At 67.5% G+C, this 24253-nt stretch carries 27 protein-coding genes; 20 read left to right on the top strand and 7 right to left on the bottom strand.

Features of this window, described 5'->3' with window-relative positions; translation table 11 throughout:
* The first annotated feature begins 48 nt into the window (after positions 1 to 48).
* The 7 genes from IM660_RS09665 (at position 49) to IM660_RS09635 (ending at position 6106) form a co-directional block, all read left to right on the top strand.
* A complete protein-coding gene (locus tag IM660_RS09665; RefSeq protein ID WP_193499326.1) occupies positions 49 to 984 on the top strand; it encodes an aldo/keto reductase in 936 nt (311 codons plus the stop codon).
* The gene (locus tag IM660_RS09660) at positions 981 to 1748 is read left to right on the top strand and encodes a putative protein N(5)-glutamine methyltransferase (protein WP_193499096.1); all 768 of its coding nucleotides are present in this window, start codon (positions 981 to 983) and stop codon (positions 1746 to 1748) included. The genes IM660_RS09665 and IM660_RS09660 overlap by 4 nt, the downstream gene beginning before the upstream one ends.
* An 18-nt stretch (positions 1749 to 1766) precedes the next feature.
* Entirely contained in the window at positions 1767 to 2210 is a 444-nt protein-coding gene (locus IM660_RS09655) for a helix-turn-helix transcriptional regulator (RefSeq protein ID WP_193499095.1), read from the top strand.
* A gap of 23 nt (positions 2211 to 2233) precedes the next feature.
* Positions 2234 to 2644: a VOC family protein gene (locus tag IM660_RS09650; RefSeq protein ID WP_193499094.1), complete on the top strand. Its 411-nt coding sequence runs from the start codon at positions 2234 to 2236 to the stop codon at positions 2642 to 2644.
* Positions 2645 to 2651: 7 nt separating this feature from the next.
* Positions 2652 to 3131 carry a pyridoxamine 5'-phosphate oxidase family protein gene (locus IM660_RS09645; RefSeq protein ID WP_193499093.1) on the top strand — a complete coding sequence of 160 codons (480 nt, stop codon included), beginning with the start codon at positions 2652 to 2654 and terminating at the stop codon, positions 3129 to 3131.
* Positions 3132 to 3212: 81 nt separating this feature from the next.
* Positions 3213 to 5600: an ATP-binding cassette domain-containing protein gene (locus tag IM660_RS09640; RefSeq protein WP_193499092.1), complete on the top strand. Its 2388-nt coding sequence runs from the start codon at positions 3213 to 3215 to the stop codon at positions 5598 to 5600.
* 50 nt (positions 5601 to 5650) lie between these two features.
* Positions 5651 to 6106: a hypothetical protein gene (locus IM660_RS09635; RefSeq protein ID WP_193499091.1), complete on the top strand. Its 456-nt coding sequence runs from the start codon at positions 5651 to 5653 to the stop codon at positions 6104 to 6106.
* Positions 6107 to 6115: 9 nt separating this feature from the next.
* On the opposite strand, the gene IM660_RS09630 is transcribed toward IM660_RS09635, so the two are convergent.
* Positions 6116 to 6580, bottom strand: coding sequence for a VOC family protein (locus tag IM660_RS09630; protein WP_193499090.1), 465 nt, complete (start codon positions 6578 to 6580; stop codon positions 6116 to 6118).
* Positions 6577 to 7152: a DinB family protein gene (locus IM660_RS09625; RefSeq protein WP_193499089.1), complete on the bottom strand. Its 576-nt coding sequence runs from the start codon at positions 7150 to 7152 to the stop codon at positions 6577 to 6579. Before IM660_RS09625 ends, IM660_RS09630 begins: the two co-directional genes overlap by 4 nt.
* Positions 7153 to 7213: 61 nt before the next feature.
* Between IM660_RS09625 and IM660_RS09620 the strand changes: the two genes are divergently transcribed.
* Positions 7214 to 8209, top strand: a complete 996-nt coding sequence (locus IM660_RS09620; RefSeq protein WP_193499088.1) for a helix-turn-helix transcriptional regulator — start codon at positions 7214 to 7216, stop codon at positions 8207 to 8209.
* Positions 8210 to 8318: 109 nt separating this feature from the next.
* Here the strand turns inward: IM660_RS09620 and IM660_RS09615 are convergent, their stop codons facing one another.
* Positions 8319 to 8810: a DUF2087 domain-containing protein gene (locus IM660_RS09615; protein ID WP_193499087.1), complete on the bottom strand. Its 492-nt coding sequence runs from the start codon at positions 8808 to 8810 to the stop codon at positions 8319 to 8321.
* Positions 8811 to 8915: 105 nt separating this feature from the next.
* On the opposite strand from IM660_RS09615, the gene IM660_RS09610 reads away from it, so the two are divergent.
* The gene (locus tag IM660_RS09610; RefSeq protein WP_193499086.1) at positions 8916 to 9197 is read left to right on the top strand and encodes an ArsR/SmtB family transcription factor; all 282 of its coding nucleotides are present in this window, start codon (positions 8916 to 8918) and stop codon (positions 9195 to 9197) included.
* Positions 9194 to 9595 carry a VOC family protein gene (locus IM660_RS09605; protein WP_193499085.1) on the top strand — a complete coding sequence of 134 codons (402 nt, stop codon included), beginning with the start codon at positions 9194 to 9196 and terminating at the stop codon, positions 9593 to 9595. The genes IM660_RS09610 and IM660_RS09605 overlap by 4 nt, the downstream gene beginning before the upstream one ends.
* A gap of 19 nt (positions 9596 to 9614) precedes the next feature.
* Here the strand turns inward: IM660_RS09605 and IM660_RS09600 are convergent, their stop codons facing one another.
* The 4 genes from IM660_RS09600 to IM660_RS09585 form a co-directional block, all read right to left on the bottom strand.
* A complete protein-coding gene (locus tag IM660_RS09600) occupies positions 9615 to 10163 on the bottom strand; it encodes a hypothetical protein (RefSeq protein ID WP_193499084.1) in 549 nt (182 codons plus the stop codon).
* A 102-nt stretch (positions 10164 to 10265) separates the two neighbouring features.
* On the bottom strand, positions 10266 to 10631 hold the full coding sequence (locus IM660_RS09595) for a hypothetical protein (RefSeq protein ID WP_193499083.1): 366 nt from the start codon (positions 10629 to 10631) through the stop codon (positions 10266 to 10268).
* Between the two features lie 229 nt (positions 10632 to 10860).
* A complete protein-coding gene (locus tag IM660_RS09590; protein ID WP_193499082.1) occupies positions 10861 to 11841 on the bottom strand; it encodes a phosphotransferase enzyme family protein in 981 nt (326 codons plus the stop codon).
* Positions 11842 to 12028: 187 nt separating this feature from the next.
* Entirely contained in the window at positions 12029 to 13468 is a 1440-nt protein-coding gene (locus IM660_RS09585; protein WP_193499081.1) for an HNH endonuclease signature motif containing protein, read from the bottom strand.
* A gap of 191 nt (positions 13469 to 13659) precedes the next feature.
* Here IM660_RS09585 and IM660_RS09580 point away from each other — a divergent pair, with 191 nt between their 5' ends.
* From IM660_RS09580 to IM660_RS09535, 10 genes are all read left to right on the top strand, one after another.
* On the top strand, positions 13660 to 14598 hold the full coding sequence (locus tag IM660_RS09580; protein ID WP_193499080.1) for a carbohydrate ABC transporter permease: 939 nt from the start codon (positions 13660 to 13662) through the stop codon (positions 14596 to 14598).
* On the top strand, positions 14595 to 15422 hold the full coding sequence (locus tag IM660_RS09575; protein WP_193499079.1) for a carbohydrate ABC transporter permease: 828 nt from the start codon (positions 14595 to 14597) through the stop codon (positions 15420 to 15422). Before IM660_RS09580 ends, IM660_RS09575 begins: the two co-directional genes overlap by 4 nt.
* A 28-nt stretch (positions 15423 to 15450) precedes the next feature.
* Positions 15451 to 16773: an ABC transporter substrate-binding protein gene (locus tag IM660_RS09570; RefSeq protein ID WP_193499078.1), complete on the top strand. Its 1323-nt coding sequence runs from the start codon at positions 15451 to 15453 to the stop codon at positions 16771 to 16773.
* Positions 16774 to 16892: 119 nt separating this feature from the next.
* Positions 16893 to 18191 (top strand): sulfatase family protein, encoded by a 1299-nt coding sequence (locus tag IM660_RS09565; protein WP_193499077.1) that lies wholly within the window; start codon positions 16893 to 16895, stop codon positions 18189 to 18191.
* 4 nt (positions 18192 to 18195) lie between these two features.
* Positions 18196 to 19119: a LysR family transcriptional regulator gene (locus IM660_RS09560; RefSeq protein ID WP_193499076.1), complete on the top strand. Its 924-nt coding sequence runs from the start codon at positions 18196 to 18198 to the stop codon at positions 19117 to 19119.
* A 116-nt stretch (positions 19120 to 19235) separates the two neighbouring features.
* Complete coding sequence (locus IM660_RS09555; protein WP_193499075.1) at positions 19236 to 20333, top strand: hypothetical protein; 1098 nt, start codon at positions 19236 to 19238, stop codon at positions 20331 to 20333.
* Positions 20330 to 21589, top strand: coding sequence for a sensor histidine kinase (locus IM660_RS09550; RefSeq protein WP_193499074.1), 1260 nt, complete (start codon positions 20330 to 20332; stop codon positions 21587 to 21589). The genes IM660_RS09555 and IM660_RS09550 overlap by 4 nt, the downstream gene beginning before the upstream one ends.
* Positions 21586 to 22218: a response regulator transcription factor gene (locus tag IM660_RS09545; protein ID WP_193499073.1), complete on the top strand. Its 633-nt coding sequence runs from the start codon at positions 21586 to 21588 to the stop codon at positions 22216 to 22218. The genes IM660_RS09550 and IM660_RS09545 overlap by 4 nt, the downstream gene beginning before the upstream one ends.
* 132 nt (positions 22219 to 22350) lie before the next feature.
* The gene (locus IM660_RS09540) at positions 22351 to 23070 is read left to right on the top strand and encodes a response regulator transcription factor (RefSeq protein ID WP_193499072.1); all 720 of its coding nucleotides are present in this window, start codon (positions 22351 to 22353) and stop codon (positions 23068 to 23070) included.
* The gene (locus IM660_RS09535) at positions 23067 to 24245 is read left to right on the top strand and encodes a sensor histidine kinase (protein WP_193499071.1); all 1179 of its coding nucleotides are present in this window, start codon (positions 23067 to 23069) and stop codon (positions 24243 to 24245) included. Before IM660_RS09540 ends, IM660_RS09535 begins: the two co-directional genes overlap by 4 nt.
* Positions 24246 to 24253: the final 8 nt, after the last annotated feature.

Below are 24253 nucleotides of genomic sequence, written 5' to 3'. Positions count from 1 at the left end.
ACTCACGTACCCATCACGTGATTGAGTGGCTCCGTGAGCACACCAGAGATGACATTCCGCCAGCTCGGCTCGTCCGGGCTCACCGTCTCGACCATCGGCCTGGGCTGTAACACGCTCGGCGCGACCGTACCGGACGCGGAGGTCCCGGTGCTGGTCAGGTCCGCGCTTGAGGCGGGAATCACACTCTTCGATACCGCGGACGTCTACACGCGGGGCCGCAGCGAGGAGCTGCTCGGTGCCGCTCTGCGCGGCGTGCGTGAGGACGTGGTGATCGCGACGAAGTTCGGGATGGACGCCGGTGGCCTCAACGGCCCGGACTGGGGAGTGCGTGGGTCACGCCGGTACATCCGCAAGGCCGTCGAGAGTTCACTGCGCCAGCTCGGGACCGACTACATCGACCTGTACCAGATGCACGCTCCGGATCCTCGGACACCGATCGAGGAGACACTCGCCGCGCTGCATGAGCTCGTCGTCGAGGGCAAGGTGCGCTACATCGGGTCGTCGAACTTCGCGGCGTGGCAGGTCGTGGACGCGGACTGGACGGCCCGTGGGGGCAGCTACACGCCCATGATCTCGGCGCAGAACCCGTACAACCTGCTCGACCGGGGGATCGAAGCCGAGCTGGTCCCTGCCGTTGAGCACGTCGGCGCCGGGATCCTGCCGTACTACCCGATCGCCTCCGGGCTGCTGTCGGGCAAGTACCGTCGCGGCCAGGCGGCGCCGGCGGGCAGCCGGCTGGAGCGGAGACCCGAACGAATCGAAGCAGCCGACTTCGACCGGATCGAGGCGCTCGAAGCATTCGCCCAGGCCCGCGACCTGCCGTTGCTGACAGTGGCCATCGGCTGGTTGGCTGCCCAGCCCGCGGTCGCCTCGGTCATCGCCGGTGCCTCCCGCCCCGAGCAAGTCCAGGCCAACGTACGCGCTGGAGCGTGGGAGCCGACGGCGGCCGACCTCGTCGAACTGGACGAGATCGCCCCTGCATGAGACGCGAGCGACGTCCCGAGCTCGTCCGGCAGCTGCGCGCAGCCGGGTGTGTCTTCGCCGAGGAGGAGGCGGCTCTGCTGGAGGCCGCCGCGAGCGATCCGGTGCAGCTGGAGCGGCTGGTTGCCCGGCGCACCGCAGGGGAACCGCTCGAGCTCGTACTCGGGTGGGTCGATTTCGACGGGATACGCCTGGGTACTGCGGCCGGCGTCTTCGTCCCACGCGCACGTACACAGCACCTGGTGGAGGTCGCTGCGGCGCTGGCACCCACAGGCGGGGTGGTGGCAGATGTGTGTTGTGGGATCGGCGCCGTCGCCGCGGCGCTCGGGCGCCGCCGGCCGGATCTGCGACTCATCGCCTGCGACGTGGACCCGGCCGCGACGTGCGCAGCCCGGCACAATCTGCCAGGAATCGACGTCGTGACCGGTGACCTGCTCGAGGCTCTGCCTGTCACCGAGCGTGGACGCCTCGACATGGTGGTGGCGAACACCCCCTATGTGCCCACGGATGAGTTGCACACCATGCCCCGGGAGGCACGCGAGCACGAACCCGCTCTCGCCCTGGACGGCGGCAGCGACGGGCTGGATGTGCAGCGTCGGCTGGCCGTGCAGGCTCGGACCTGGATGGCGCCCGGGGCGGCACTGCTCACCGAGATCGCCGCAGACCAGTGGCCTGCTGCTCGGGATCTTTTCCAGGCGGCGGGCTGGGTCGTCCGGTGGCGGCCCTCGGAGCACTGGGGGAGTGCCGTGGTTGTCGCCACCGCCTGACGTGGCAGGATCGAGTACATGGCTACCGATCCGGCGTTCGCCCAGCACCTGCGCGACCTGCGCCTGCTGCGCCGCGTGCGGGACCGGATCGACCGTGACTTCGCCGAACCGCTGGACGTGCCTGCCCTGGCGGCCGGCGTGGGAATGTCGGCGGGGCACCTGAGCCGGGAGTTCAAGCGTGCGTTCGGGGAGTCGCCCTACTCGTATCTGATGACGCGCCGGGTGGAGCGTGCCATGGCACTGCTACGCCGAGGTGACCTCTCCGTGACCGAGGTGTGCTTCGCCGTCGGGAGTTCCTCTCTGGGCACGTTCAGCACGAGGTTCACCGAGCTGGTGGGTGTCCCGCCGAGTGAGTACCGCCACCGGGCTACCGATGGTGACCTCGACCTGCCCACGTGCATCGTGAAGCAGGTCGCGAGGCCGATCCGGCAATCGATCAGGAATCAAGAAGCGCGGCAATGAACGTCCTCCGTAGTGTCAGCGGCATGGATATCACCATTCACACCAGTTTCCTTCCGCACACCGACGCCGAGGCGAGTGTTGCCTTCTATCGCGACGTCTTCGGCTTCGAGGTTCGTCAAGATGTCGGCTATCAGGACATGCGGTGGATCACCGTGGGTCCGCCGAGCCAGCCGGACGTCAACATCGTGCTGTACCCGCCCACGGCCGACCCCGGCATCACCGAGGACGAGGGCCGGGTCATCACCGAGATGATCGCCAAGGGCACATTCGCCTCGATCATGCTGGCCACGCCGGATGTGGACGCCGCGTTCGAACGCATCCAGTCCCACAACGTCGAGGTGGTGGCCGAGCCTACCGACCAGCCGTGGGGCAAGCGGGACTGCGCGTTCCGCGACCCAGCCGGGAACATGGTCCGCATGCAGCAGTCCGAGTGAGCACGGCATGTGCAGCTCCCGCTTCACCGGCCACGGCGCCGTGACACCCCGGCCGCCGCGGCAACGGCGGGAGGACACTCTCGCCCTACTGCGCACGCCCGCCCTGGACGGCTGGGTGGCCACGGCCTCGCCCGACGGCGTCCCGTACCTGGTGCCGTTGTCGATCGTCTGGGCGGATGGGTGCGTAGTCATCGCCATCGACGGTGCCTCCCGCACCGCCCGCAACCTGGCCACGACGCCGCGCGCCCGGGTGGGGCTCGGCCCCACCCGGGACGTGGTGATGATCGATATGGTCGTGGATCGAGTGGTCGATGTCGGCGCTGATGGGGAGCTGGCCCAGGTCTACGCCGGCCAGGCGGACTGGGACCCGCGCGGGGCCGAGGGGTACGTCTATCTCGTGCTGCGTCCGGAGCGTATTCAGGCGTGGCGGGAGGTCGATGAAGCGGTTGGCCGCACCCTCATGCGGGACGGCACCTGGACGGTATGACCCCGAATGTCCCCGCCATCAGGTAGACATGACTCGGCCGCACATCGCGGCCACCGCATCCCGAGGAGCACAAAGCAAGCGATGGTCACCTCCACCGAGCCGCACACCGCCGACACCCACGACCTGATCCGGGTGCAGGGCGCCCGGGTGAACAACCTCAAGGACGTCCACGTCGAGATCCCTAAGCGCCGGCTCACCGTGTTCACGGGTGTGTCCGGGTCCGGGAAGAGTTCGCTGGTGTTCGGCACCATCGCGGCCGAGTCCCAGCGGATGATCAACGAGACCTACAGCGCGTTTGTGCAGGGTTTCATGCCGACGTTGAACCGCCCCGAGGTAGACGTCCTCGACGGATTGACGACGGCGATCATCGTGGACCAGGAGCGGATGGGAGCCAATCCGCGCTCGACCGTGGGCACGGCCACGGATGCGAATGCCATGCTGCGGATCCTGTTCTCCCGGCTGGGCGATCCTCACATCGGCTCCCCGCAGGCGTTCAGCTTCAACGTCGCCTCGATCAGTGGGGCAGGAGCGGTGGAGATCGAGCGGGGCGGGGAGAAGATCAAGGAGCGCCGTGACTTCGCGATTCAGGGTGGGATGTGCGCTCGGTGCGAGGGCCGCGGTTCGGTGAGCGACTTCGACCTGAGCCAGCTCTACGACGAGACGAAGTCCCTGAACGAGGGCGCATTGACTATCCCCGGTTACACGATGGAGGGCTGGTACGGGCGCATCTTCCGTGGCTGCGGGTTCTTCGACCCGGACAAGCCGATCAAGGACTTCACCACGAAGGAACGCGACGCTCTGCTGCACAAGCCACCGACCAAGATCAAGGTGGACGGGATCAACGTCACCTACGAGGGCCTGATCCCGAAGATCCAGAAGTCCATGCTGAGCAAGGACGTGGAGGCGATGCAGCCGCACATCCGGGCGTTCGTGGAACGCACGATCGTGTTCCAGACCTGCCCTGACTGTGATGGCACCCGGTTGAACGAGACAGCGCGCTCCTCGCGGATCGACGGTGTCAGCATCGCCGAGGCGTGCGCGATGCAGATCAGTGACCTCGCCGAGTGGATCAGCAGCCTCGACAAGCCCTCGGCCGCGCCGTTGCTGGCGGGGCTGCGGCACCTCCTGGACTCGTTCGTGCAGATCGGGTTGGGATACCTGTCCTTGGATCGCCCGGCCGGCACCCTCTCTGGCGGTGAGGCCCAGCGTACGAAGATGATCCGGCACCTGGGTTCCTCCTTGACGGACGTCACGTACGTCTTCGACGAACCCACGATCGGCCTGCATCCGCACGACATCGCGCGGATGAACGAGTTGCTACTGCGGTTGCGGGACAAGGGCAACACTGTGCTGGTGGTCGAGCACAAGCCCGAGGCGATCGCCATCGCCGACCATGTCGTCGACCTCGGTCCCCGTGCCGGTTCCGCAGGCGGCCAGATCGTGTTCGAGGGTTCCCTGGACGGGCTGCGGTCCAGTGGATCCCTCACCGGCACGCACCTGGACGACAAGGTGAGCCTGAAGGAGGAGGTGAGGGCGCCGTCGGGGATGATTGAGGTACGGGGGGCGAACTCGCACAACCTGCAGGATGTGGACGTCGACATCCCGGCCGGTGTGTTGGTGGTGGTGACCGGTGTGGCCGGTTCCGGAAAGAGCTCGCTGATCCACGGCTCAGTGGCACCACGAGATGGTGTGGTGGCCATCGACCAGGGCGCTATCAAGGGTTCGCGCCGGTCCAACCCGGCTACCTACACCGGCCTGCTGGACCCGATCCGGAAGGCGTTCGCGAAGGCGAACGGCGTGAAGCCGGCCCTGTTCAGCGCCAACTCCGAGGGGGCGTGCCCGGCCTGCAAGGGCGCCGGCGTGATCTACACCGAGCTGGGTTTCATGGACACCGTGGAGTCCCCGTGCGAGGAGTGTGAGGGCAAGCGGTTTCAGGCGGCGGTGCTCGAGTACACCCTCGGCGGCGAGCGCGGCGATGGTGGCAAGGACATCAGTGAGGTGCTGGAGATGTCGGTGGCCGAGGCGAAGGACTTCTTCTCCGCCGGCGAAGCCAAAGTGGCGGCGGCACACACGATCCTGGAGCGAATGGACGACGTGGGGTTGGGGTACCTCAAGGTGGGGCAGCCGTTGACCACGCTGAGCGGGGGAGAGCGGCAGCGCCTCAAACTCGCCACGCACATGGGCGCCAAAGGTGGCACATACATCCTCGACGAACCGACCACCGGTCTACACCTGGCTGATGTGGAACAACTCTTGGGGCTGCTGGACCGGCTGGTGGACTCCGGCAAGTCGGTGATTGTGATCGAGCACCACCAGGCCGTCATGGCCCATGCCGACTGGATCATCGACATGGGCCCGGGAGCAGGGCATGACGGCGGCCGCGTGGTCTTCGAAGGCACACCGGCCGAGCTGGTGGCAGGGAAGGAGACACTCACCGGTCAGCACCTGGCCGAGTATGTGGGTGCCTGAGATTCACGACGGCCCTGCAACACCCGCCGCGAGCCCGACACATTCCGGATATGGACGCAGCAGACGAGTTCCGGCCGGCCCCACGTACTGGTCTAGTTCTCGCGCTCGGCGGCGCGTTGCTTCTAGGCGGGTGCGCCACCCTGAGTAGCGCCTCCGGATCCAACGGTGACGGCGACATCGCTGTATGGGATCTGACGCACTCCGCTGGTGTGGAGTCCGAGGATCGGGTCCTCGTCGTGGGTGTCACGCGGTTGGACTGTGCGTCCGGATTCACCGGGGAGCCGTTGCCGCCGCAGGTAGTTTACGAGGACGACCGGGTAGTGGTGACCATCGACGTGGAGCCGCTCACGGGCGACGCGCACACCTGCCAGAGCAATCCGGTGGAGCCCGCCACGGTGATGCTCGACGAATCGCTGGGAGAACGAGACCTGGTGGACGGAGCCTGCCTGGAAGGGGACGCCGCCGGAACGTCGCACTGCGAGGACCCGGTGCGCTGGACGCCGTGAGCGCGGCGGTCAGTCGAGGCAGAACTCGTTGCCCTCCGGGTCCGTCATCACGATGAAGCCGCCGCTCATGGGCGGGTCCGGTTCGAAGCGCTGTACCCGCATGGCGCCAGCAGCGACGAGCCGTTCGCACTCGGTCTCGAGCGCGGCCATGCGGTCGTCGCCCTCGAGGCCGGGAGCGGCCCGCAGATCGAGATGGATCCGGTTCTTGGCGACCTTGTCCTCAGGGACCTGCTGGAAGAAGATGCGCGGCCCGGTGCCTTCGGCATCCTCAAGGGCGGAGCTGGCGCGGCGCTCGGACTCGGGGACGCCGATCTCGGCCAGAAACTGCTCCCAGACGCTGAATGGGTCCACACCATCCGGGATCTCCCGACCCGGGGGAGCGGGGTGGACGTACCCGGGGAGCGCCTCACGCCAGAAGTAGGAGAGGGCGACCGGGTCGTGGGCGTCGAAGGTGACTTGGAACTCGCGGCTCATCGGGATGCTCCTTCGGTGTGGCGGTACAGGTCGCGTAGCAGGCAGACCTCGGATAGATGATGGATCAGTTCCCGGTGGATGTGCAGGATCAGATCTGCCATGGGGAGCTCAGGGAAGGGCTCTTTCTCACCCACGGGAACCGTGAGGTCGTGCGCGCTGAGACTGCGCACGCCGGTGAGCCAGGTATCGAGCTGGGTCTGCAGTTGCTCGAGTGCCTCGGCGGCGGTTCCGGCGTACTCCCACGATTCGTAGGTGGCCGGCGGTGCGCCGAAATGCGCCGCATTGCGCATCGCCAGGACGCCCACGATCACGTGTCCAAGACGCCAGGCGATCGTGGTGAACGGCGATGGTGCGGGCTCGGGGAAGGCGAAGTCGATGGTGAACGCACCCGAACCGCCCTGGATAGGGGCCGAGGAGGTGCCGCGTTCTCGGACACTCCAGGCGTTCGGAACAGGGGACCAGAAGTACTCGTGGTCGGTGAGAGTGGCGAAGCGAGGGACCACGTGATGTGCCCAATGCCATTCGATCTGCTCTCGGAGGTGGTGGTTCCAGTCGAGGTCGTTGGTTGTCATGAGACCAGCGTGGCCGCTATAGCGGACAGGATAGGTCCGCTAGATCTGGCAGAGTGACTCTATGGCCGATGCAAGCGCTGAGGAGCGGGGGACCACCGAGCGGGTGCTCAGCCTGCTCGGGCTGCTGCAGCGGCGTCAGGTCTGGACCGGTCCGGAGCTGGCGGAGCGCCTGGCCGTGACCACCCGGACGGTGCGGCGGGATGTGGAGCGACTGCGCGAGCTCGGATACCGGGTGGACGCCGCCCAGGGGATCGGTGGCGGCTACCGGCTGCTGCCGGGCCAGGAACTGCCACCCTTGATGCTCGATGACTCGGAGGCGATCGCGATCGCGGTCTCGTTACTCGCGGGGGCCGGTGCGGGGGTTCGCGGGTCCGATGATGCCGCCCTCGGCGCGTTGACCAAGCTCGATCGGGTGTTGCCGGCACGGCTCCGGCAGGAACTGCAGGCGTTGAGCCGATCGGTGGAGTCCTTCACCAGTGGACGAGACCCGATCGATGCAGCCGTGCTCATGGTCCTGGCCCGGGCGTGCCGGGATGCGGTGCAGGTGGGCTTCATATATCCGAGCCGGTCCGGGTCGGTTGACGATTCGGCGCAGCGCCGGGTGGAGCCATACCGGCTGGTGACCTCGGACCGGCGCTGGTACCTGTTCGCCTACGATCTCGACCGGGACGACTGGCGCACTTTCCGAGTGGACCGGATGACCGAGGTCACGGCCCGGACGTGGCAGTTCACCCCACGGCCGGCACCGGACGCGGCGGGCCATGTACAGGAGGGCGTCACGAATCGGGTGTACCGGCGCCAGGCGAGGTTCCTGGTGGACGCACCCATGGCCGTGGTGCGCCAGCAGATCCCGGCGAGCGCCGCCGTCGTGCTCGAACGGGGGCAACGGTCTGAAGTGAGGGCCGGGTCGGACGACCTGGACTTCGTGCTGCTGCACGTGGCGCTACTGGGGCACGAGTTCGAGGTGCTGGAACCGCCGGATCTGGCCGACCGCGCTGCCGAGCTCGCTCAGCGGATGAGACGCGCGGCGGGTGGTGCGAGGCCTCCCGGGTCGTAGAGAGGTCGTCACCATGTCACAGCATGGTTGTGCAGTCCGAAGTCGCCGTGCACCAGCGGGACCCATGGCGCGAGGGTGTCGCTCAGGACGTGCCGGCGAGTGATAGCTGTCAGACCGTTCGCACATAGAGGGCTGTATGCGGATCGCGGGTGAAGTAGCCGAAGTCCACCAAGATGCGTCGCAGGAGTGCATAGTCGTCCGCGACCTGCCCGAGCTGCGTGTTCAGGTCCGCCTCTTTGTAGGTACTCGAACGCAGATACTCGCCGGCGATCCAATCCATCAAGGTCCTGAGCTGCTCGCTGTTGACGGGCACTTCCACGAGGCGACCGTGCCGAAAGGGTAGGTCGTGCGGGGCTCGCGCTTGGCCCACCAGGTGGTGGCGGTGTGCCATCTCGGTCCGGACTTCCTCGAGAGCCGCTGCGAACGTTGCAGCGATTTCCTCAGGAGGTCCAGTGGGGTCGATACCGGCAGCGCGAAGTCGATCACGTGCCTTCCAGAGCGCAGGGTCGTCACCGCCGACGACGAGTTCGGCGAACGCCTTCACACGGTCGGGTGTACTCAACGCCGAGAGCAGGTTCGGCGCCAGTCGAGGTTCGGACATGCGGTCACTGTCGCACTGATGACGAATCACGTGCACGAGGATTTCGGGGGAGTGGGACACGCATCCAATTGACATGCAAGACACCACTTGCCTATTGTGGTCGCCATGGCCGACATCTACCGCGCACTCGCCGACGCGACCCGCCGGGTGCTGCTCGACGAGCTCGCGGCGGGGGAGGGCAAGACCTTGTTCGAGCTGTGCGGTGCACTCACGATGCAGCACGGGCTCAGCATGAGCCGGCAGGCCGTCTCTCAGCATCTCGCGGTACTGGAGGCGGCGGGCCTGGTCACGACCGAGCGGCGCGGCCGCTCCAAGTTCCACTACTTCACACCGGAGCCGCTCGCCGAGATTCAGCGGCGGTGGCCGCACGAAAGGACCTCACCATGAAGATCGGACTCACCAGCGTCTTCGTCGACGACCAGGCGCACGCCCGCCAGTTCTACACCGAGGTGCTTGGCTTTCAGATCAAGCACGACATCCCGCTGGGGGAGGCGTCGTGGCTGACCGTCGTCTCACCGGAGGATCCCGAGGGAACTGAGTTGCTCCTCGAACCTTCCGGGCACCCAGCGGTCAAGCCCTACCGTGATGCGCTGATGGAGGACGGTATCCCACTGGCTCAGTTTCAGGTCGAGGATGTCGCCGCCGAGCACGAGCGGCTGACCGGGCTGAACGTCCAGTTCACCGAGGGCCCCACGGATATCGGGACGGCCGTGATCGCCGTCTTCGACGACACCTGCGGCAACCTGATTCAGTTGGTAGCAACCAAGGAGTTGGCGGGGGAGTGACGCCTCAATTTTCAGCCGATCACGCGACCGGCAACCCCAGACCGAGGAGGAGACTCTCAACCGGCGGCGAGAGCAGCGGAACCGCCACGTTGAGCAGCATGGCCCCGACGGCGACCACCACGGCCGCAGCCGCCGTCGCCTGGCGTCGGTGGTCGCGTCGTCCGAACACCGTACCGGCAGTGATGGCGCCAGCCCCGAGCACGATGCCGTAGAGCGACCCCTCGACGTTGCTCACACCGAGCATCATCCACAGCGCCGCTGCGATGCCGAAGATCAGGGCAGAGTGCAGGGCAGTCATCGAGGTGCGGCGGTGCGCTGACACGCCGACCACCACACCGGCCGTAGCGATGGCAGGCACCAGCACCCACAACGCGACGGAGTAGGCAACCAGAATCCACTGGTGCACAGCGGCGCTCGAACTGAACAGGGAGTCGATGCCGATGATGGCAGCACCGGCGAGAACTGCCGGAAGCATGCCGCGCAGACTCGTGGGAACGACCGCGTCGCCGTGGGCAGGACGTTGCGACGCTACCGGCCGCAACGCCAGCGCGTGGTCGTACATGGTCATGATCAGGCTCCTTTGTCGCCTCCCCAGGACCGAAGACGTTACCCCGCGTTCACCTGCCGGTCACCCGCCCACGCCGAGAAGTGACGGATATGACTCGCAGGTTCACCCGGCCAGGGCGGGTACGCCGCGGGCCAGCACAACCGCGGTAGCCGATGCGACCAGCAGCACGATGGTGATCCGCAGGTGCAGCGGCCACGGCCGACCTGAGGCCAGGCCGGCGACGAAAGCGCCCCCACCCAGGAACGCCCCGTACAAGGTCCCTTCGACGTTGCCCACACCCCACGCGATCCATCCGGCCGTCGCGAACGACACCACCAGGGATGCGCTCCAGAACGAGAGCACTGCACGCCGACTAGCGGCCACGCCCGCCACCACACAGAGGGCGAGCGTGGCGGGCAGGATGACCCAGATCGTCACCGAGTAGCCAGCGAGAAGAGCAGGTTCCAATGCCGCATCCGCCCGCGTCATGGCGTCGACAGCAACCGCGATAGCACAGGTGAACGTCGCCGCCCCTGCACGTCGCAGACTGGGCGCAACAACCCGGGCGGACTCCGAAGATCTGCGTTGCGAGGCAACGGGCGTCCATGCCCGTGCGTGTAGCGCCATGATCTGACTCCAGTGTCGAGATGGGCTCTCGACGTTACTGGGCGTTCATCTGCTGCGCATCCGGACAGGTACCTTCGAGCGATGCTTCTCCTCAGCGCCCAACCGTGAGGTTCCGAGCCGACTCCGCCCACCCCGTGGGGTCGTGACCGACCGGCACGAACGCCAGCGTGTACCAGAGCACGAGCACATCCCACCAATGCTGCTCGGACGGGCTCAGGTAGCGCACCGTTTCGTAGCCCGCGAGGAACTGTGCGTGCACCTCCGGCGACACAGGTCCCCAGTCGTGAAATCGTGTTCCCAGCAAGACCGCCGACCGCGCCAGCTCATCCACGCAGTGGTCGAAGCGCACCTCTTCGAAATCGAGCACGCCGACGACGGACGAGCCTGAGCACAAGACGTTCGCGGAACGGAAGTCTCCATGGAGGAGCTGAGGGACGTCGTCGAGTACGGGTGCGGAGCCGACGAGCCTGCGCAGCGCCTGCTGGGCAGGCTTGGGCACATGCGGTTGCTCCGACTCCAGCCAGCGCGCTATTCGTGACATCATCGGCACGAACGTTTCACGCTGCGATACCGGCTCTTCGGCTGCGGGGGAGCGACCGAGAGCCTGGTGGAGTTCACCCAGTGCGACCCCCGCAGCCCGGACCTGCTGAGGATCACCAACATCGAGCATGTCGCCGTCGATGACGTGCTGCAGGGCCATCGACGCGCCATCGACCTCGACCTGTACCGCGCCGTCGAGCGACGGCAGCGGTGCGGAGACCGGCAGACCTTGGCCATCGAGCCACTGGGTGAGACGCGCGACCCGGGACAAGCGCGGGAAAAGCTCCGGTGCTGCCGACCACTTGGCGATCAGCGACCCTGAGGCAGTCGTCAGCCAGGCCAGCGCGTTGTGGTCGCTGATCACGATGCGTTCGCACGACTCAACGGTCACGTCCCAGTACGTCGCCAGCGTGACGCGCAGCCAACCTTCGACCGCGTCGGCATCTGCGAATCCGAATCGCTGCGCCAACGTCTGCTGAGGGTCACAGGACTCCCACAGCATCTCTAGCCGGGGCCCACGGTCGCATTCCATGGCGCCATCTCAACACACAACCAGGACCGTGTCCGACTAGCCGATAATGTACATTATGTCATTCTCTAGTCTGTGTATTGCATCACCCGAATCACCCAGCTCCCCGTGAACTGCTCGCTGCGCACGGGATTCACGTGCTGTAGGCACGTGCCGCCCACGAGCCCGCACCGCAGCCCCCAGCAGCTGTCTATGCGGCGAGTTGGTGCGCCGTGACCTCGAGCCCGCTCGGTTTGAAGAACCGCCACCGCCCACCTGATCGTCGGATGGTGATCGTCATCTGATGCACCCAATCGTGATGATGCCAGCACAACAACACCCCGTCCTTGACGTCCGTGTTCCCCTGCTGCTCGTACCACCAGATCGAGTGGTGCACCTCCCCTCGACCGGGTGGCGCATGGCAACCCGGATACTGACAATGTCGGTCCCTGGCGATGACCGCGCGCGCCTGCCCAGAGGAGAAGAGCCTTCTGGTTCTCCCGGCATCGAGGACTTCGGACTCCGGGCCGAAGATCACCCGGTGGAACTCACCCTCGCACGCCAGCCGCGCCAACAGCGCCGGCGCGTTCGGCGTCTGATCGGCCAACGTGGCCGGCTCCGCGCCGCGCATCGCCTCTGGATCGATCACTGTACTGATGACGACCCCGTCGAGCGGATCGTCAACGTCGGTTTCGCAAACAGCGTCCAGCATGTCCTGCACACCGCCCGAACCCCTCACGCGCCCGCTGCCGGTGCACGGTCCCGGCGACAGGCTCGGCACCGCAACGTGGTCGTGCCGGGTGGGATCACTGGCCTCGATCAACCGCTCCAACGTGTCGTAGGGCACGGTCACCGCCAGGTGCGGACGGACCCTCGCCCCCGGTGACAACTCCCCCGAGTCGAGCATCTGACGAGTCACATCCATCAATGCCGCCGCGCGTCGCTGTGACGGCAACCGCTCGTCCCCTGCGGCGGGTAATCCCATCCGAGCGGTCAGCATTCCATCCAGCGCCGCCCCGTTGGAATCGCCCATCCAACCGCGGAAGGCCCAGCCACCCATCGTCTTCGACAAGTACATGTGCTCGGCTGCTGAATCCTCGACCCAGCTGCGATCGGCCGCCTCGGGATCTGCCGCTACCGCCCACGCCTTGACCACCTTCGCGAACGCCGTCGCATCCATCGCCCGCGCATGAGTCAGCAGGAAGCCCTCCCCCATCTCCTCATCCCGCAGACGTTCACGCAGCACCTCGGTGCGCGTCGCGTGCCGCGACAGTGCCACCAGGTGATCGCCGCTGATTTCCCCCGCGGCGAGTGCCGTACCCGAAGCCGGTAGGTAGTCGCGTACATCCCGCGCAGTCTTCACCTCGCGCCTCGCGGCCACCTCGTGATGCCCGGTTCGCATCGCCCACCAGGAGGCAAACGAACGTGCACCCGACAGCGCCCACCCGCCGTCGGCCTCCATCGCCCGGGCAGCGTTGACCGACAGTGCATGCTGCACCCGGCCCAGCTCCTCCACGGCGTTGATGTACCGCGGCAGCTCCATCGAATCCACTTCATCCAGCAGATCAGCCTCGGCGAGCTCCCGGACCTCCGCCACCAGGCCCTCGACGCGCGACAACACGCTCCCCCGCGACATCGTCGTCTGCGTCATAGAGAACCTCCTTCACAGCCGACAATAGCACATCCGTTCGACGCCGTCCAGAGCAGATATATGGGCAGCGGTTGCCCACGTCACGATCCGTTTCGCGGATCTGACGATCCCGCACTACGCGTTGGACAGATCACTTCAGTCTCTCTACGGTCGATCGAGGACGCACTCCCCCACAACAGAGAGGTTGGGTAGTGAGCACCACGACCGCAGCACCCGCCCGGGATCGGGTGGGGACATCCGCGCCGAGACGGCGCCGTCCACAGACAAACCGGAGCCTGTTCCGTCTCCTCGCCCTCGTTCCGTTCCTCCTCTTCGGCCTCGTCTTCGCCGTCTACCCACTGCTGCAGGTCGCACGCATGGCAGGGTCCGACGTGCAGATCCGCAGCGGCCGCTTCGAATGGGAATGGACCGGTCTGACGAACCTGCGCGATGTCCTCGCCGACGCTGCCTCCATCCAGGCCCTGACCAACACGGTCGTGTTCGTGGCGGCGACGGTGATCGGCACACTGGTCGTGGGTTTCGTCCTCGCCCTGCTCGTCGATCGCGCCGTCACCCTCCTGCCGCTGGCCCGCAATGTCCTCATCTGGCCCGCTGTCATCGCACCGGTGGTCGTGAGCCTCATGTGGCTGCTCATCCTCAGCCCGACCGCCGGTGGACTGAACAAGCTCCTGCGCACGATCGGGCTCTCCGAACAAGGGTGGCTCGGCGACGGGCCCACAGCCATGGCCGCCGTCATGGTGGTAGACATCTGGCACTGGACACCAGTGGTGTTCCTATTCCTCTACACGGCGCTGAAGGGCATCGATGCCAGCGTGCTCGAGGCCGCCCGGGTGGACGGCGCCCGCGAGTTCCAAGTCGTCCGCCACATCGTCATCCCGTCGATGAGCGCGGCGATCGGCGCAGTGATCCTGGTCCGGATCATCATGGGCGTCAAAGCCTTTGACGAGATGTACCTGATGACGCGAGGCGGGCCCGACGGCGCCACCACGCTCGTCTCCCAGCACATCAAGACCCTGTTCTTCGACAACCTCGACCTGGGCGAGGCAGCCGCGTTCAGCCTCTTCACCGTCGCCGTCACCGCCCTGGTGCTCGCCCTGGTTCTCCTCGTCCGGAAGGCGGTGCAACGATGACCACCACCCGACCCCGCAACGTCTGGGTGGAGATCGCGCTCGCCGTGATCCTCGTCGTGACCCTGATCCCGGTCGCCTGGACCCTGGTGCTGGCGTTCCTGCCGAACCGGGCCATCGTCTCCCCCGACTGGCAGCTCGACTTCTGGATCGGCAACTTCACCACCCTCTTCGACGACAATGCGTTCATCACCCAGGTCGCGAACAGTGTGCAGATCGTGGCCGGTGCCGTCCTACTGTGCATCGGGATCGGCGCGGTCACCGGATACGCCCTGAGCCGGCTGCACCCGCCACGGTGGATCACCATCCCGTCTCTCGTGATCGCCGGATTCATCCCGCTGATCCCTCCGATGACCCTCATCCCCGGCCTGTACGTGCTGCTCTCCCAACTGGGTCTGCTCGGCTCGATCACCGGCCTGATCCTGGTGAACGCCTTCCTCAACCTGCCGTTCGCGGCACTGATGCTCTCCAGCTACTTCTCCGGAGTGCCCGAGGAACTGCGTGAGGCGGGACTGATGGACGGCGCCACCGAGCTACGCACCTTCGTGTCGATCATGCTCCCGGTTGTCCGCCCTGGCCTCGCTGCTACCGCGATCTTCGTCGGGATCCTCGCCTGGAACGAGTTCATGATGGGCCTGACGCTCACCACCGGCGGCTCCACCTCTCCGGTCACGGTCGGGATCGCCGAACTGCTCCAGCCGTACGCCGTCACCTGGGGCGAGCTCGCGGCCGCAGGCACCATCGCCGCCATTCCTCTCATCCTGATGGCTGCCGTCGCCAACCGGCACATCGTCGCCGGCCTGACCGCCGGCGCCGTCAAGAACTGACCCTCATCCCCACATCCGAGGAGTACCCATGAATCGCCGCCGTGCCACATGCACCGTCGCCATCACCGCCTCGCTCTCCCTCACGCTGGTCGCCTGCGGCGGCGGGGGCACCGACGGCGGAGCGCTGGGGTCGGGTGAGTCCCTCACCGTGATCACGTCCCAGGCTCCGTGGAACCCGGCGTACGACGCCGTCGTCGCCGCCTATGAGGACGCCACCGGCGTCGATGTGGACCTGCGTTCCTTCCCGAACGACGATGTGAAGTCGCAGATGCTCAACGACGCCCAGACCGGCAACCACACGTTCGACGTGTACCAGGTGAACGAGGTCGACCTCGCGTACTTCAACGGCAACGAACTGCTCATGCCGCTCACCGACATCGACTCCGGATTCGCCCTGGACGAGGCGATGCACACCTACGACAACCTGCCGTACTGGGACGCTGAGACCGAGACGTTCGCCGAAGGGGGCGCCCTCACCAGCATCCCGCTGCTCGGCAACCTGCAGATCCTTGTCTACCGCACCGATGTCTATGACGAGCTCGGCCTGGACGCGCCACAGGACTGGCCCGACACGCTCAGCAATGCCGAGACCATCGTCGACGCCGAGACCACCCGATACGGGCACACGATGCGTACCCAGGGCATCCCCGGCGCGCCCGGCGTCACCTACGACTTCTCCGGGATCCTCTTCGGAATGGGCGGCTCCTTCTTCACCGACCCGGGTACCGACTGGACTCCGGCCCTGGACACGCCGGAGGCACTCGAGGCGGCCACCATGCTCCGGGACCTCGCCGCGCTCGGGCCGGCGGATCCGCAGAGTGTGGGCCAGGCAGAAGCGATCGCGCTGATGCAGTCCGGCGAAGCAGCCCAGCTCAACGTGGTCGGCGCCGCCGCCAGCGGCATCCTGAACGAGAACAACTCGAACGTCATCGACACGGTGGGTTTCGCACCGTTGCCCGGTGGCGCCTCCCCCACCGGCACGTGGAACCTCACGATTCCCGCGGACCTGCCCGAGGAACGGCAGCAGGCCGCGCTCGACTTCATCACCTGGGTCACGTCCGAAGAGGGTCAAGAGGTCTTCGTGACCAACGGCGGCATCCCGACCCGCTCCGATGTGCTGGATGCCGAGGGACTTGATGAGTCCGCCCTGGCCTATCTGGACGCCGTGAGCGCGTCGGCCGAGACCGCACGCGGCACCCTGCGCCTGCCCTTCATCGGTGAGTTCCTTTCCGTGACCGAGCCGGCGCTGGCCAACATCGCCGCCGGTGAGGTCACCCCCGAAGAAGGACTTGCCGCACTGCAGGAGGAGCTGACGGCGATCGTCACCGAGGGCGGGTACGTCACCGAATAGCCCTCGCGTGCTGCGGGAGCAGACCCCACTGTTCCCGCAGCAGTCTCCCCGCTTGCCCGTCGACCCATCCACGGACCTGGTCCGTCCCTGCGCCGCGCCCACCACGGGAGGAAACCACCATGACTGCCCCGAACATCGTCCTCATCCACGGTCACGACCTCGGCGTCTGGCTCTCCTGCTACGGCATGCCGTCGGTGCCGAGCCCGAACCTGGACCGGCTCGCGGCCGAGAGCGTCACCTTCGAGTCCGCCTTCGCCGCCGCACCGCTGTGCACGCCGGCACGATCGAGCATTTTCACCGGGCTACTCCCCCACCAAAACGGCCTGATGGGGCTCACCCACGCCGGCTGGTCGTACCGCGACGATGTGACTACGCTGCCGGAGCACCTGCGCACGACCGGGTACCACTCCACGCTGATCGGATTGCAGCATGAGGATTTCGACGCGCGCGCTCTTGGCTATGACGAGGTGCACGGGCTCGGCTTCCTCCCCCGGGCACTGGAAGTAGCGCATCGCGTGGAGTGGTGGCTGGAGCAGCCTGAGCGAGCACAGAGCGAGCAGCCCCACCTGCTGACCGTCGGCATGTGGGAGGCCCATCGTCCTTGGCCCAAGGAGGACTACGAGCATGCTGATCCGGACGCCGTCGACGTCCCTGGCTACCTGCCGGACACTCCCGACACGCGGGAGGACATCGCCGGCTTCCACGGGGCCATCCGTCAGCTGGACGAGGCGGTCGGCCGGATCCTCACCGCCGTCGACGACTCACCGCTTGCCGACAACACCCTGGTCATTTTCACCACCGACCATGGTGCGGCGTTCCCCCGCGCGAAGAGCACGCTGTACGACTCCGGCGTGCAGGTGGCGCTCCTGATGCGTCCACCTCGCGCCTGGGGATGCACGCCCCGCCGGTCCGAGGCCCTGGTGAGCCACCTCGACCTGGTGCCCACCTGCATCGACCTCGCGGGTGGCACCATCCCGGATAGCCTCGAAGGGCGCAGCTTGGTCCAGGATCTGCACGGCGAGGAGAACACCGCCGACCGGGAGCTGGTCCTGGAGAAGACATACCACGACCGCTACGACCCGATCCGTGGGCTGCGCACCCGCGACGCGAAGTACATCCGCAACTACGCACCGGGCCCGCGGCACCCACTCGCGATCGACCTCGAGGAGAGCCCCACGCGACGCTCCCTGGAGCTCGATGCCACCGTCGCCGAGGAGCTCTACCTTCTCGGTGAGGATCCGGACGAACTGCACAACGTGGCCGAGGACCGCCGTCACGACGACCTGCGCCGCGATCTCGCCGGTCGCTTGGAGGCACACCTCGCCCGCACCAACGATCCGGTGCTCACCGGCGAGGTCCCCGAACCGGCCGCGCCGTCACGCGCGCGCGACGCGCAGGCGGTGCGCACGGCACAGTAGAGCCATGGAACTGACCTGGTGCCAGTCATTCATCGCCGTCCACGAGACGGGCGGGTTCTCCACCGCTGCCCGGTCGCTGCATCGATCCCAGTCGCGGATCAGTGCCCACGTGGCCGGGTTGGAGAAGTACGTCGGGGACCGGCTGTTCCACCGGGATGTGCACCCGCCCACGCTGACCGCGGCCGGGGCGGCGTTCCTCCCGCACGCTCGGGGGATGGTCGATGAGTGGACGGCGGCCGTCGCCTCCGTAGGGATGCTTCGGGAGGAGGTCCATGGCACGGTTGCCGTCGGGAGCGTCCCGAGCGCGAGTACCCAGATCCTCGCTCCGGTCCTGGCCGGGTTCGCCACGACGCACCCGCACGTGCGGTTCGAGGTGCATGAGGGTCCGAACTCCTGGTTGGACGAGGCACTCGCGCGCCGCACGATCGAGATCGCGCTGCGACCTGTGATCGAGCAACGGCACGACGCCACGGTTCAGCGAGTCGTGCTGGTCCGTGACCCGTTCGTACTCGTCCTGCCCGAGGAGCACCCGCTCGCACAGCACGAGCAGGTCGACCTGGCCGAGTTGGCAGGTGAGGCGGTCATCACCACCGGCGAGGCCGGCCTGGACGCGCGCATCGGTGCCGAGTTCCGCACCCTGCTGGCGCCCTTCGACGTGGACGAGGCACGAAGCATGGCCGTCACCCAGCCGACCACCGTGTTCTCCTTCGTCAGTCACGGCCTCGGACTGGGCCTCATCGGCGACCTGCCCGGCCGCATGCTCAACGTCCCTGGCCTGGTCACCCGTCTCGTCAGGCACCCGGACGCCTACCGCGACATCGCCGCACACTGGGCCACCACCCGGCGTCTCTCCCCTGCCGGTGCCATCTTCCTCGACGAGGTGCGAGCCTCCTGCGATCGCATCTTCGGCCCTCCGGAACCCAGCTGAAGCCGGTGGCGAGTACCGCCGTCGCCGGTTCGCTCCCCCGGACGGCGTGAGATCCTCCAGCAGATCCCCCAGGTGGGGGATCTGGACACGGCGCCTGAGAGGCGAGCCTTGCGGGCATGAGCACATCACCTCTCGCCCGCCGTCTCGTCGGCGCGACCGCCGTCGTCTCCCTCATCCTGCTCGCACATACCATCGTCTGGCTGCTCAGGCCAGGGCTGAACCCGTACTCCGACGGCCAGCTCTCCCTCCTCAGCCGCGCGATGCCGCTGAGTACGTTCACGATCCTGGTCGCCGCACTCGCCCTGGCCGGCACGGTCTCGGCCATGATCGCAACGCTGGCCCCGCATCGTGACGGCGCAGTTCGCCCCGCCGCGCCGGTGGTCGCCGTCGGTCTCGCCACAGCCACTGCCGGCCTGAGCGGTCTCTCCCTGGCGGGCTACCTGGTGGCCATGGCGCTACCGTTCGTGGCCGTGGTCGTGGCGATCGTGGCCATGATCCGCCTCCCCCGCACCCGGATCCCGCTCGGCCTGGTGCTGACCGCGGCGGCAGCCACCTTCGTGGCCTTCCGTGACTCCCTGACCGCCGGATTCGCGAGTGCGGCCGGCGCCATGGTCGACAACGGGGTGATGCTGTGGATCGTGGCCATGACCCTGACTGCCACCGGGCTGTGGATCGCGTGCGCTGCACACGTGGTGAGAACCAGTTCCTTCGGCCGGGTCGCCACCGCGTGGCTCGTGCGCTTCCGCGTCCCGATCACGGTGCTGGCGGCCGTCGGTCCCCTGCCCTACGCGCTCATCCGGATCAGCTGGCTCACTCCGTGGCCGATCGGTGCCCACCCCAGCGGCGAAGCGTCCATCACCGCCTGGGGGATGCTGCTCTCCCTCGGTGCCTGGATGGGAGTGGTCCTCACGATCGGTCTGATCCGCCCTTGGGGCGAGCGGTTCCCGCGGTGGCTACCCTGGATCGGAGGACGCGCCGTTCCGCCACTGGTCGCGATTGTTCCCGGTGGGATCGTCGCGGGGCTGGTGTGCCTGGCGGCTGCCGGGTGGATCGCCCTCGCCGGGCCCCTCCAGGCCTACTTCTGGATCCTGCCGGTCTGGTTCTGGGGCCCGATGCTGGCTCTCGCCGTCTGGGCGTACGCCGGCCACCGTGCGACCACCACCCCCACCGAGAGTCACGAGGGTGGCGCCACGACCGCCACAATGGTCCAGTGATCCGCACCGCCGTGCTGCGCGGCGCCTGGCTGATGCTGGGCGCCGCGATCGGCGTGGCTGCCGTCCTGCTCACTGGGACGATCATCGCGATCGTGCAGGGGCCAGCCGGGGATCTCGAACGCTCCACCGTGTTCGGTGCAGCACCCGCCCTACCCGGTGGGGTGATCGGGGCCCTGGTCGTGGCCGCCCTGGTCGGTCTTCTCCCGGGGGTCCGGGAGATCCAGGTGACGGCGGCCCGCACCCTGCTCCGGACGCGCGCCACACTCGTGGTCCCGGATCCGATGCTGGCGCGGCACCGGATGCGCACCGCGGCGTGGACGGTCTTCCAGACAGTTGCCGGTCTAGTGGCCGGATTCTCCGTGTTTGGACTGCTGCCCGGCGCGGTCCTCACCCTACTGTGGACCGTCGGGGGCCAACGGGACCGGCTCGAGGGTCTCGGCTGGGACTACCCCACGGGATCGCTGCTGCTCATCGGCTTCGTTCTGCTGCTCGGGGCGGTCGTGGGCGTGCTCGGTTGCGGGTGGTCCGCCGTCCGGCTCGCTCCCGTGCTGCTCGGTCCGAGCCCCGCGGACAGGTTGGCCCTGGCCGAGGCGCGGCTCGCACAGGAGCAGCGGCACACTGCACTCGCCCGGGAACTGCACGACGGCATCGGTCACGCGCTCTCCATCATCAGTATCCAAGCCGCGGCGGCACAGCGCGTCGCCGGCACCCGCCCGGACCGGGCCGCGGCGGCGCTGACTGTGATCGAGCAGACCTCCCGCGGCGCTCAGAACGAGTTGGACCACCTGCTCGGGCTCCTCCGCGATCCGCATGCCCTACCCGCGCGCGCGACCACTGATCACGGCCTTTCCGAACTCCTCGCCCGGTACCGCGAGACCGGGCTGACGATCGATGTGCACGACACCCATCGCGAGGTGCCGCACGTGGTCTGGAGCACCATGCTCGACATCCTCGCCGAGGCCCTCACCAACGCCCGGCGGCACGGCGGTGCTGACACCGTCACGGTCACCGTGGCACAGACCGCCGACACGCTCGAGCTGCACGTCACCAACCCGCTCCCACCGCACCAGCGCACTCGCCGCACCACTCCGGCCGGACGAGGGATCACCGGGATGCAGGAACGTGCCGCGCTGCTGGAGGGCACCGTGACCGCCGGCCCAGCAGATCCGAACACCACTCGAACCAAGCGCGAGTGGCAGATCGTTGCCTCCATTCCGGTGCCGCGAGCCCGGCCACCCCGAACCGGGCAGTCATGATCACCATCCTGCTCGTCGACGACGAGCCACTGATCCGGCAAGGGATCCGCATGATCCTGGAGGCCGAGCCGGACCTGGACGTCGTGGGCGAGGCCGCTGACGGTGCGGAGGCGGTGGAGCTGGCCGGGCGCACCCAGCCAGACGTCGTGGTGATGGACGTCCGGATGCCCCGGGTGGACGGTCTGCGCGCCACCGAGCTGCTGCTGCGCAAGGACGATCCGCCGCGGGTCCTGGTGCTGACCACCTTCGGCCACGACGATTACGTCCACGCGGCGTTGCAGGCCGGCGCATCCGGGTTCCTCCTCAAACGCAGCACCGCCGAACAGGTGGTCAACGCCGTCCGCACGGTGGCTGATGCTCAGAGCCTGGTGTTCCCGGACCAAGTGCGTGCGCTGCTCACGGCGCGTCCAGGCTCCAGCTGGCACGGCCCCCGGCTCACCGACCGGGAGCTCGAGGTGCTCGCGCTCGTCGCCGAGGGGTTCACCAACGCGGAGATCGCCGCCCGCCTGGTGCTCGGTGTCGAGACCGTGCGCACCCACGTGTCCCATCTGATCGGCAAGCTCTCCGCACGCGACCGCACCAACGCCGTCGTAATCGCGTGGACACACGGACTGCTGCCTCGCACCTGAGCACTGTCGCGAACAGCCCTGCCACGAACCACCGCCTCGTCGATCGGCCGAGATCATGACAAACCGGGGACAGGTCGGCTCGAGCGGCAGACCGGAGCGGCCCCGGATCGTGCGGGCGCCTATCCTGCAAAGGTGCCCGAGCCGGATGACCCCCTGACCGACCGCCGCGTCCTGGTGGTCGAGGACGACCCCACAGTGCTGGAGATCGTCACCACCTACCTTGAAGCGGCGGGATTCCTCGTTGACCAGGCGACCGACGGCATCGCCGCCGTTCAACGCGCCAAAGAGTGCCACCCCGATCTGATCGTCCTCGACCGCATGCTCCCCGGGATCGACGGGCTCGAGGTCAGCCGGCGCATTCGGTCAATCTCCCGAACGCCCGTACTCATGCTCACTGCCCTCGGCACTACCGACGACCGGATCGACGGCCTCGAAGCAGGGGCCGACGACTATCTCGCCAAACCGTTCTCCCCGCGCGAACTCGTGCTGCGGGTGCGATCCATCCTGCGTCGCACGATCGACGAGGACACTCCCGAGGTGCCGTTCGACGCCGGACCGTTCCACCTGGATGTCGCCGCCCGCACGGTGAGCAAGAACGGAACAGACCTGGCCCTGTCCACGCGCGAGTTCGACCTGCTCGCCTATCTCCTCAAACACCCCCGCCAGGCATTCGGGCGCGATCAGCTGCTCCGCGCCGTCTGGGGCTGGGAGTTCGGTGACCTGTCTACGATCACGGTGACCGTGCGCCGCCTGCGGGAGAAGATCGAGACCAACCCCGCCTCCCCCGCCATCCTCGTCACCGTCTGGGGTGTGGGCTACCGTCTCGACGTCCCAGGGGACGCGACGCCATGATCCCGTTGCCCGAGCTCGCGGTCATCGTTGCCGTCTGCCTCGCCTGCTCGGTCGGCGTCGGCCTCCTGGGTCTGGTCGCCCTGCGCCTCGCCCGCCGCGCCCCGATGGGCGTGCGGCTGATGATCGTAGCCGCCACCGGCGTGCTCTCGGTCGTGGCCGGGATGGTGGCGATCGCGCAAGGTATGTACATCTCCGAGCACGATCTCACCGTGCTGCTCTGGGTCGCGGTCACGGCAGCGCTCAGTTCCTTCGGGGTCGCCTTTGCGCTCAGCAAGCTCTTCGCAAGCGAGGCAGCCGACCTGCGCCGTATGGCACGAGCGATCGGCTCAGGCGAACGCGTTGAACGGGCCGGCCGCCCAGGCGATCACTCCGAGCTCGCTCGCCTCGCCGACGATCTCACCGAGACCAGCCGCAGACTTGATGAGGCGAAGGCCGAGTTAGTCGCCGTCGACGCCTCGCGACGAGAGCTGTTTGCCTGGATCTCCCACGATCTGCGCACCCCGTTGGCCGGGCTGCGGGCGATGGCTGAGGCGCTCGAGGACGGGATGGTCGCAGATCCCAGCAGGTACCACCGGCAGATCCGGTCGCAGGTCGACCAACTCTCCGGCATGGTGGACGATCTGTTCGAGCTGGCCACGATCGAATCCGGCACCCTCCGCCTGCATACCGAGCAGGTGGACCTGTACGACCTCGCCTCTGACGCCGTCGCAGACCTCAGGCCCGTCGCTGACGCGCACGCGGTCACCCTTCACGCCCACGGTGGAGCCGGTCCGGTGGTGCTCGCCGACCCTCGAGAACTCACCCGAGTGGTGAAGAACCTGCTGATGAACGCCATTCAGCACTCCCCTGCAGGGTCTCAGGTGCGCGTCGAAACCACTCTCGACGGCGGCGCCCACGCCGTCCTGAGCGTCACCGATGCCGGAGCCGGCATCCCGGAGACAGATCTGGAGCAGGTGTTCCGCACCGGCTGGAAAGGCAACGAGTCACGAACGCCCCAGCACAGCTGGGGTCACACCGCCGGAGCCGGACTCGGGCTGGCGATCGTACGCGGGATCGTGGAAGCACACCACGGTCAGGTTCGCGTCACCAACACCACGCGAGGTGCCCGATTCGAGGTCCGGCTACCGCCACTGCCCCGTCACAGACACCTCGGAAGCGAACCCGAACAGGCGTAGGCTCGCAG

Source organism: Ruania alkalisoli, assembly GCF_014960965.1.
In the GTDB taxonomy this organism is placed as follows: Bacteria; Actinomycetota; Actinomycetes; order Actinomycetales; family Beutenbergiaceae; genus Ruania; species Ruania alkalisoli.
The sequence above is the reverse complement of the archived record's forward strand: the minus strand, read 5'-3'. Positions and strand labels throughout refer to the sequence as shown.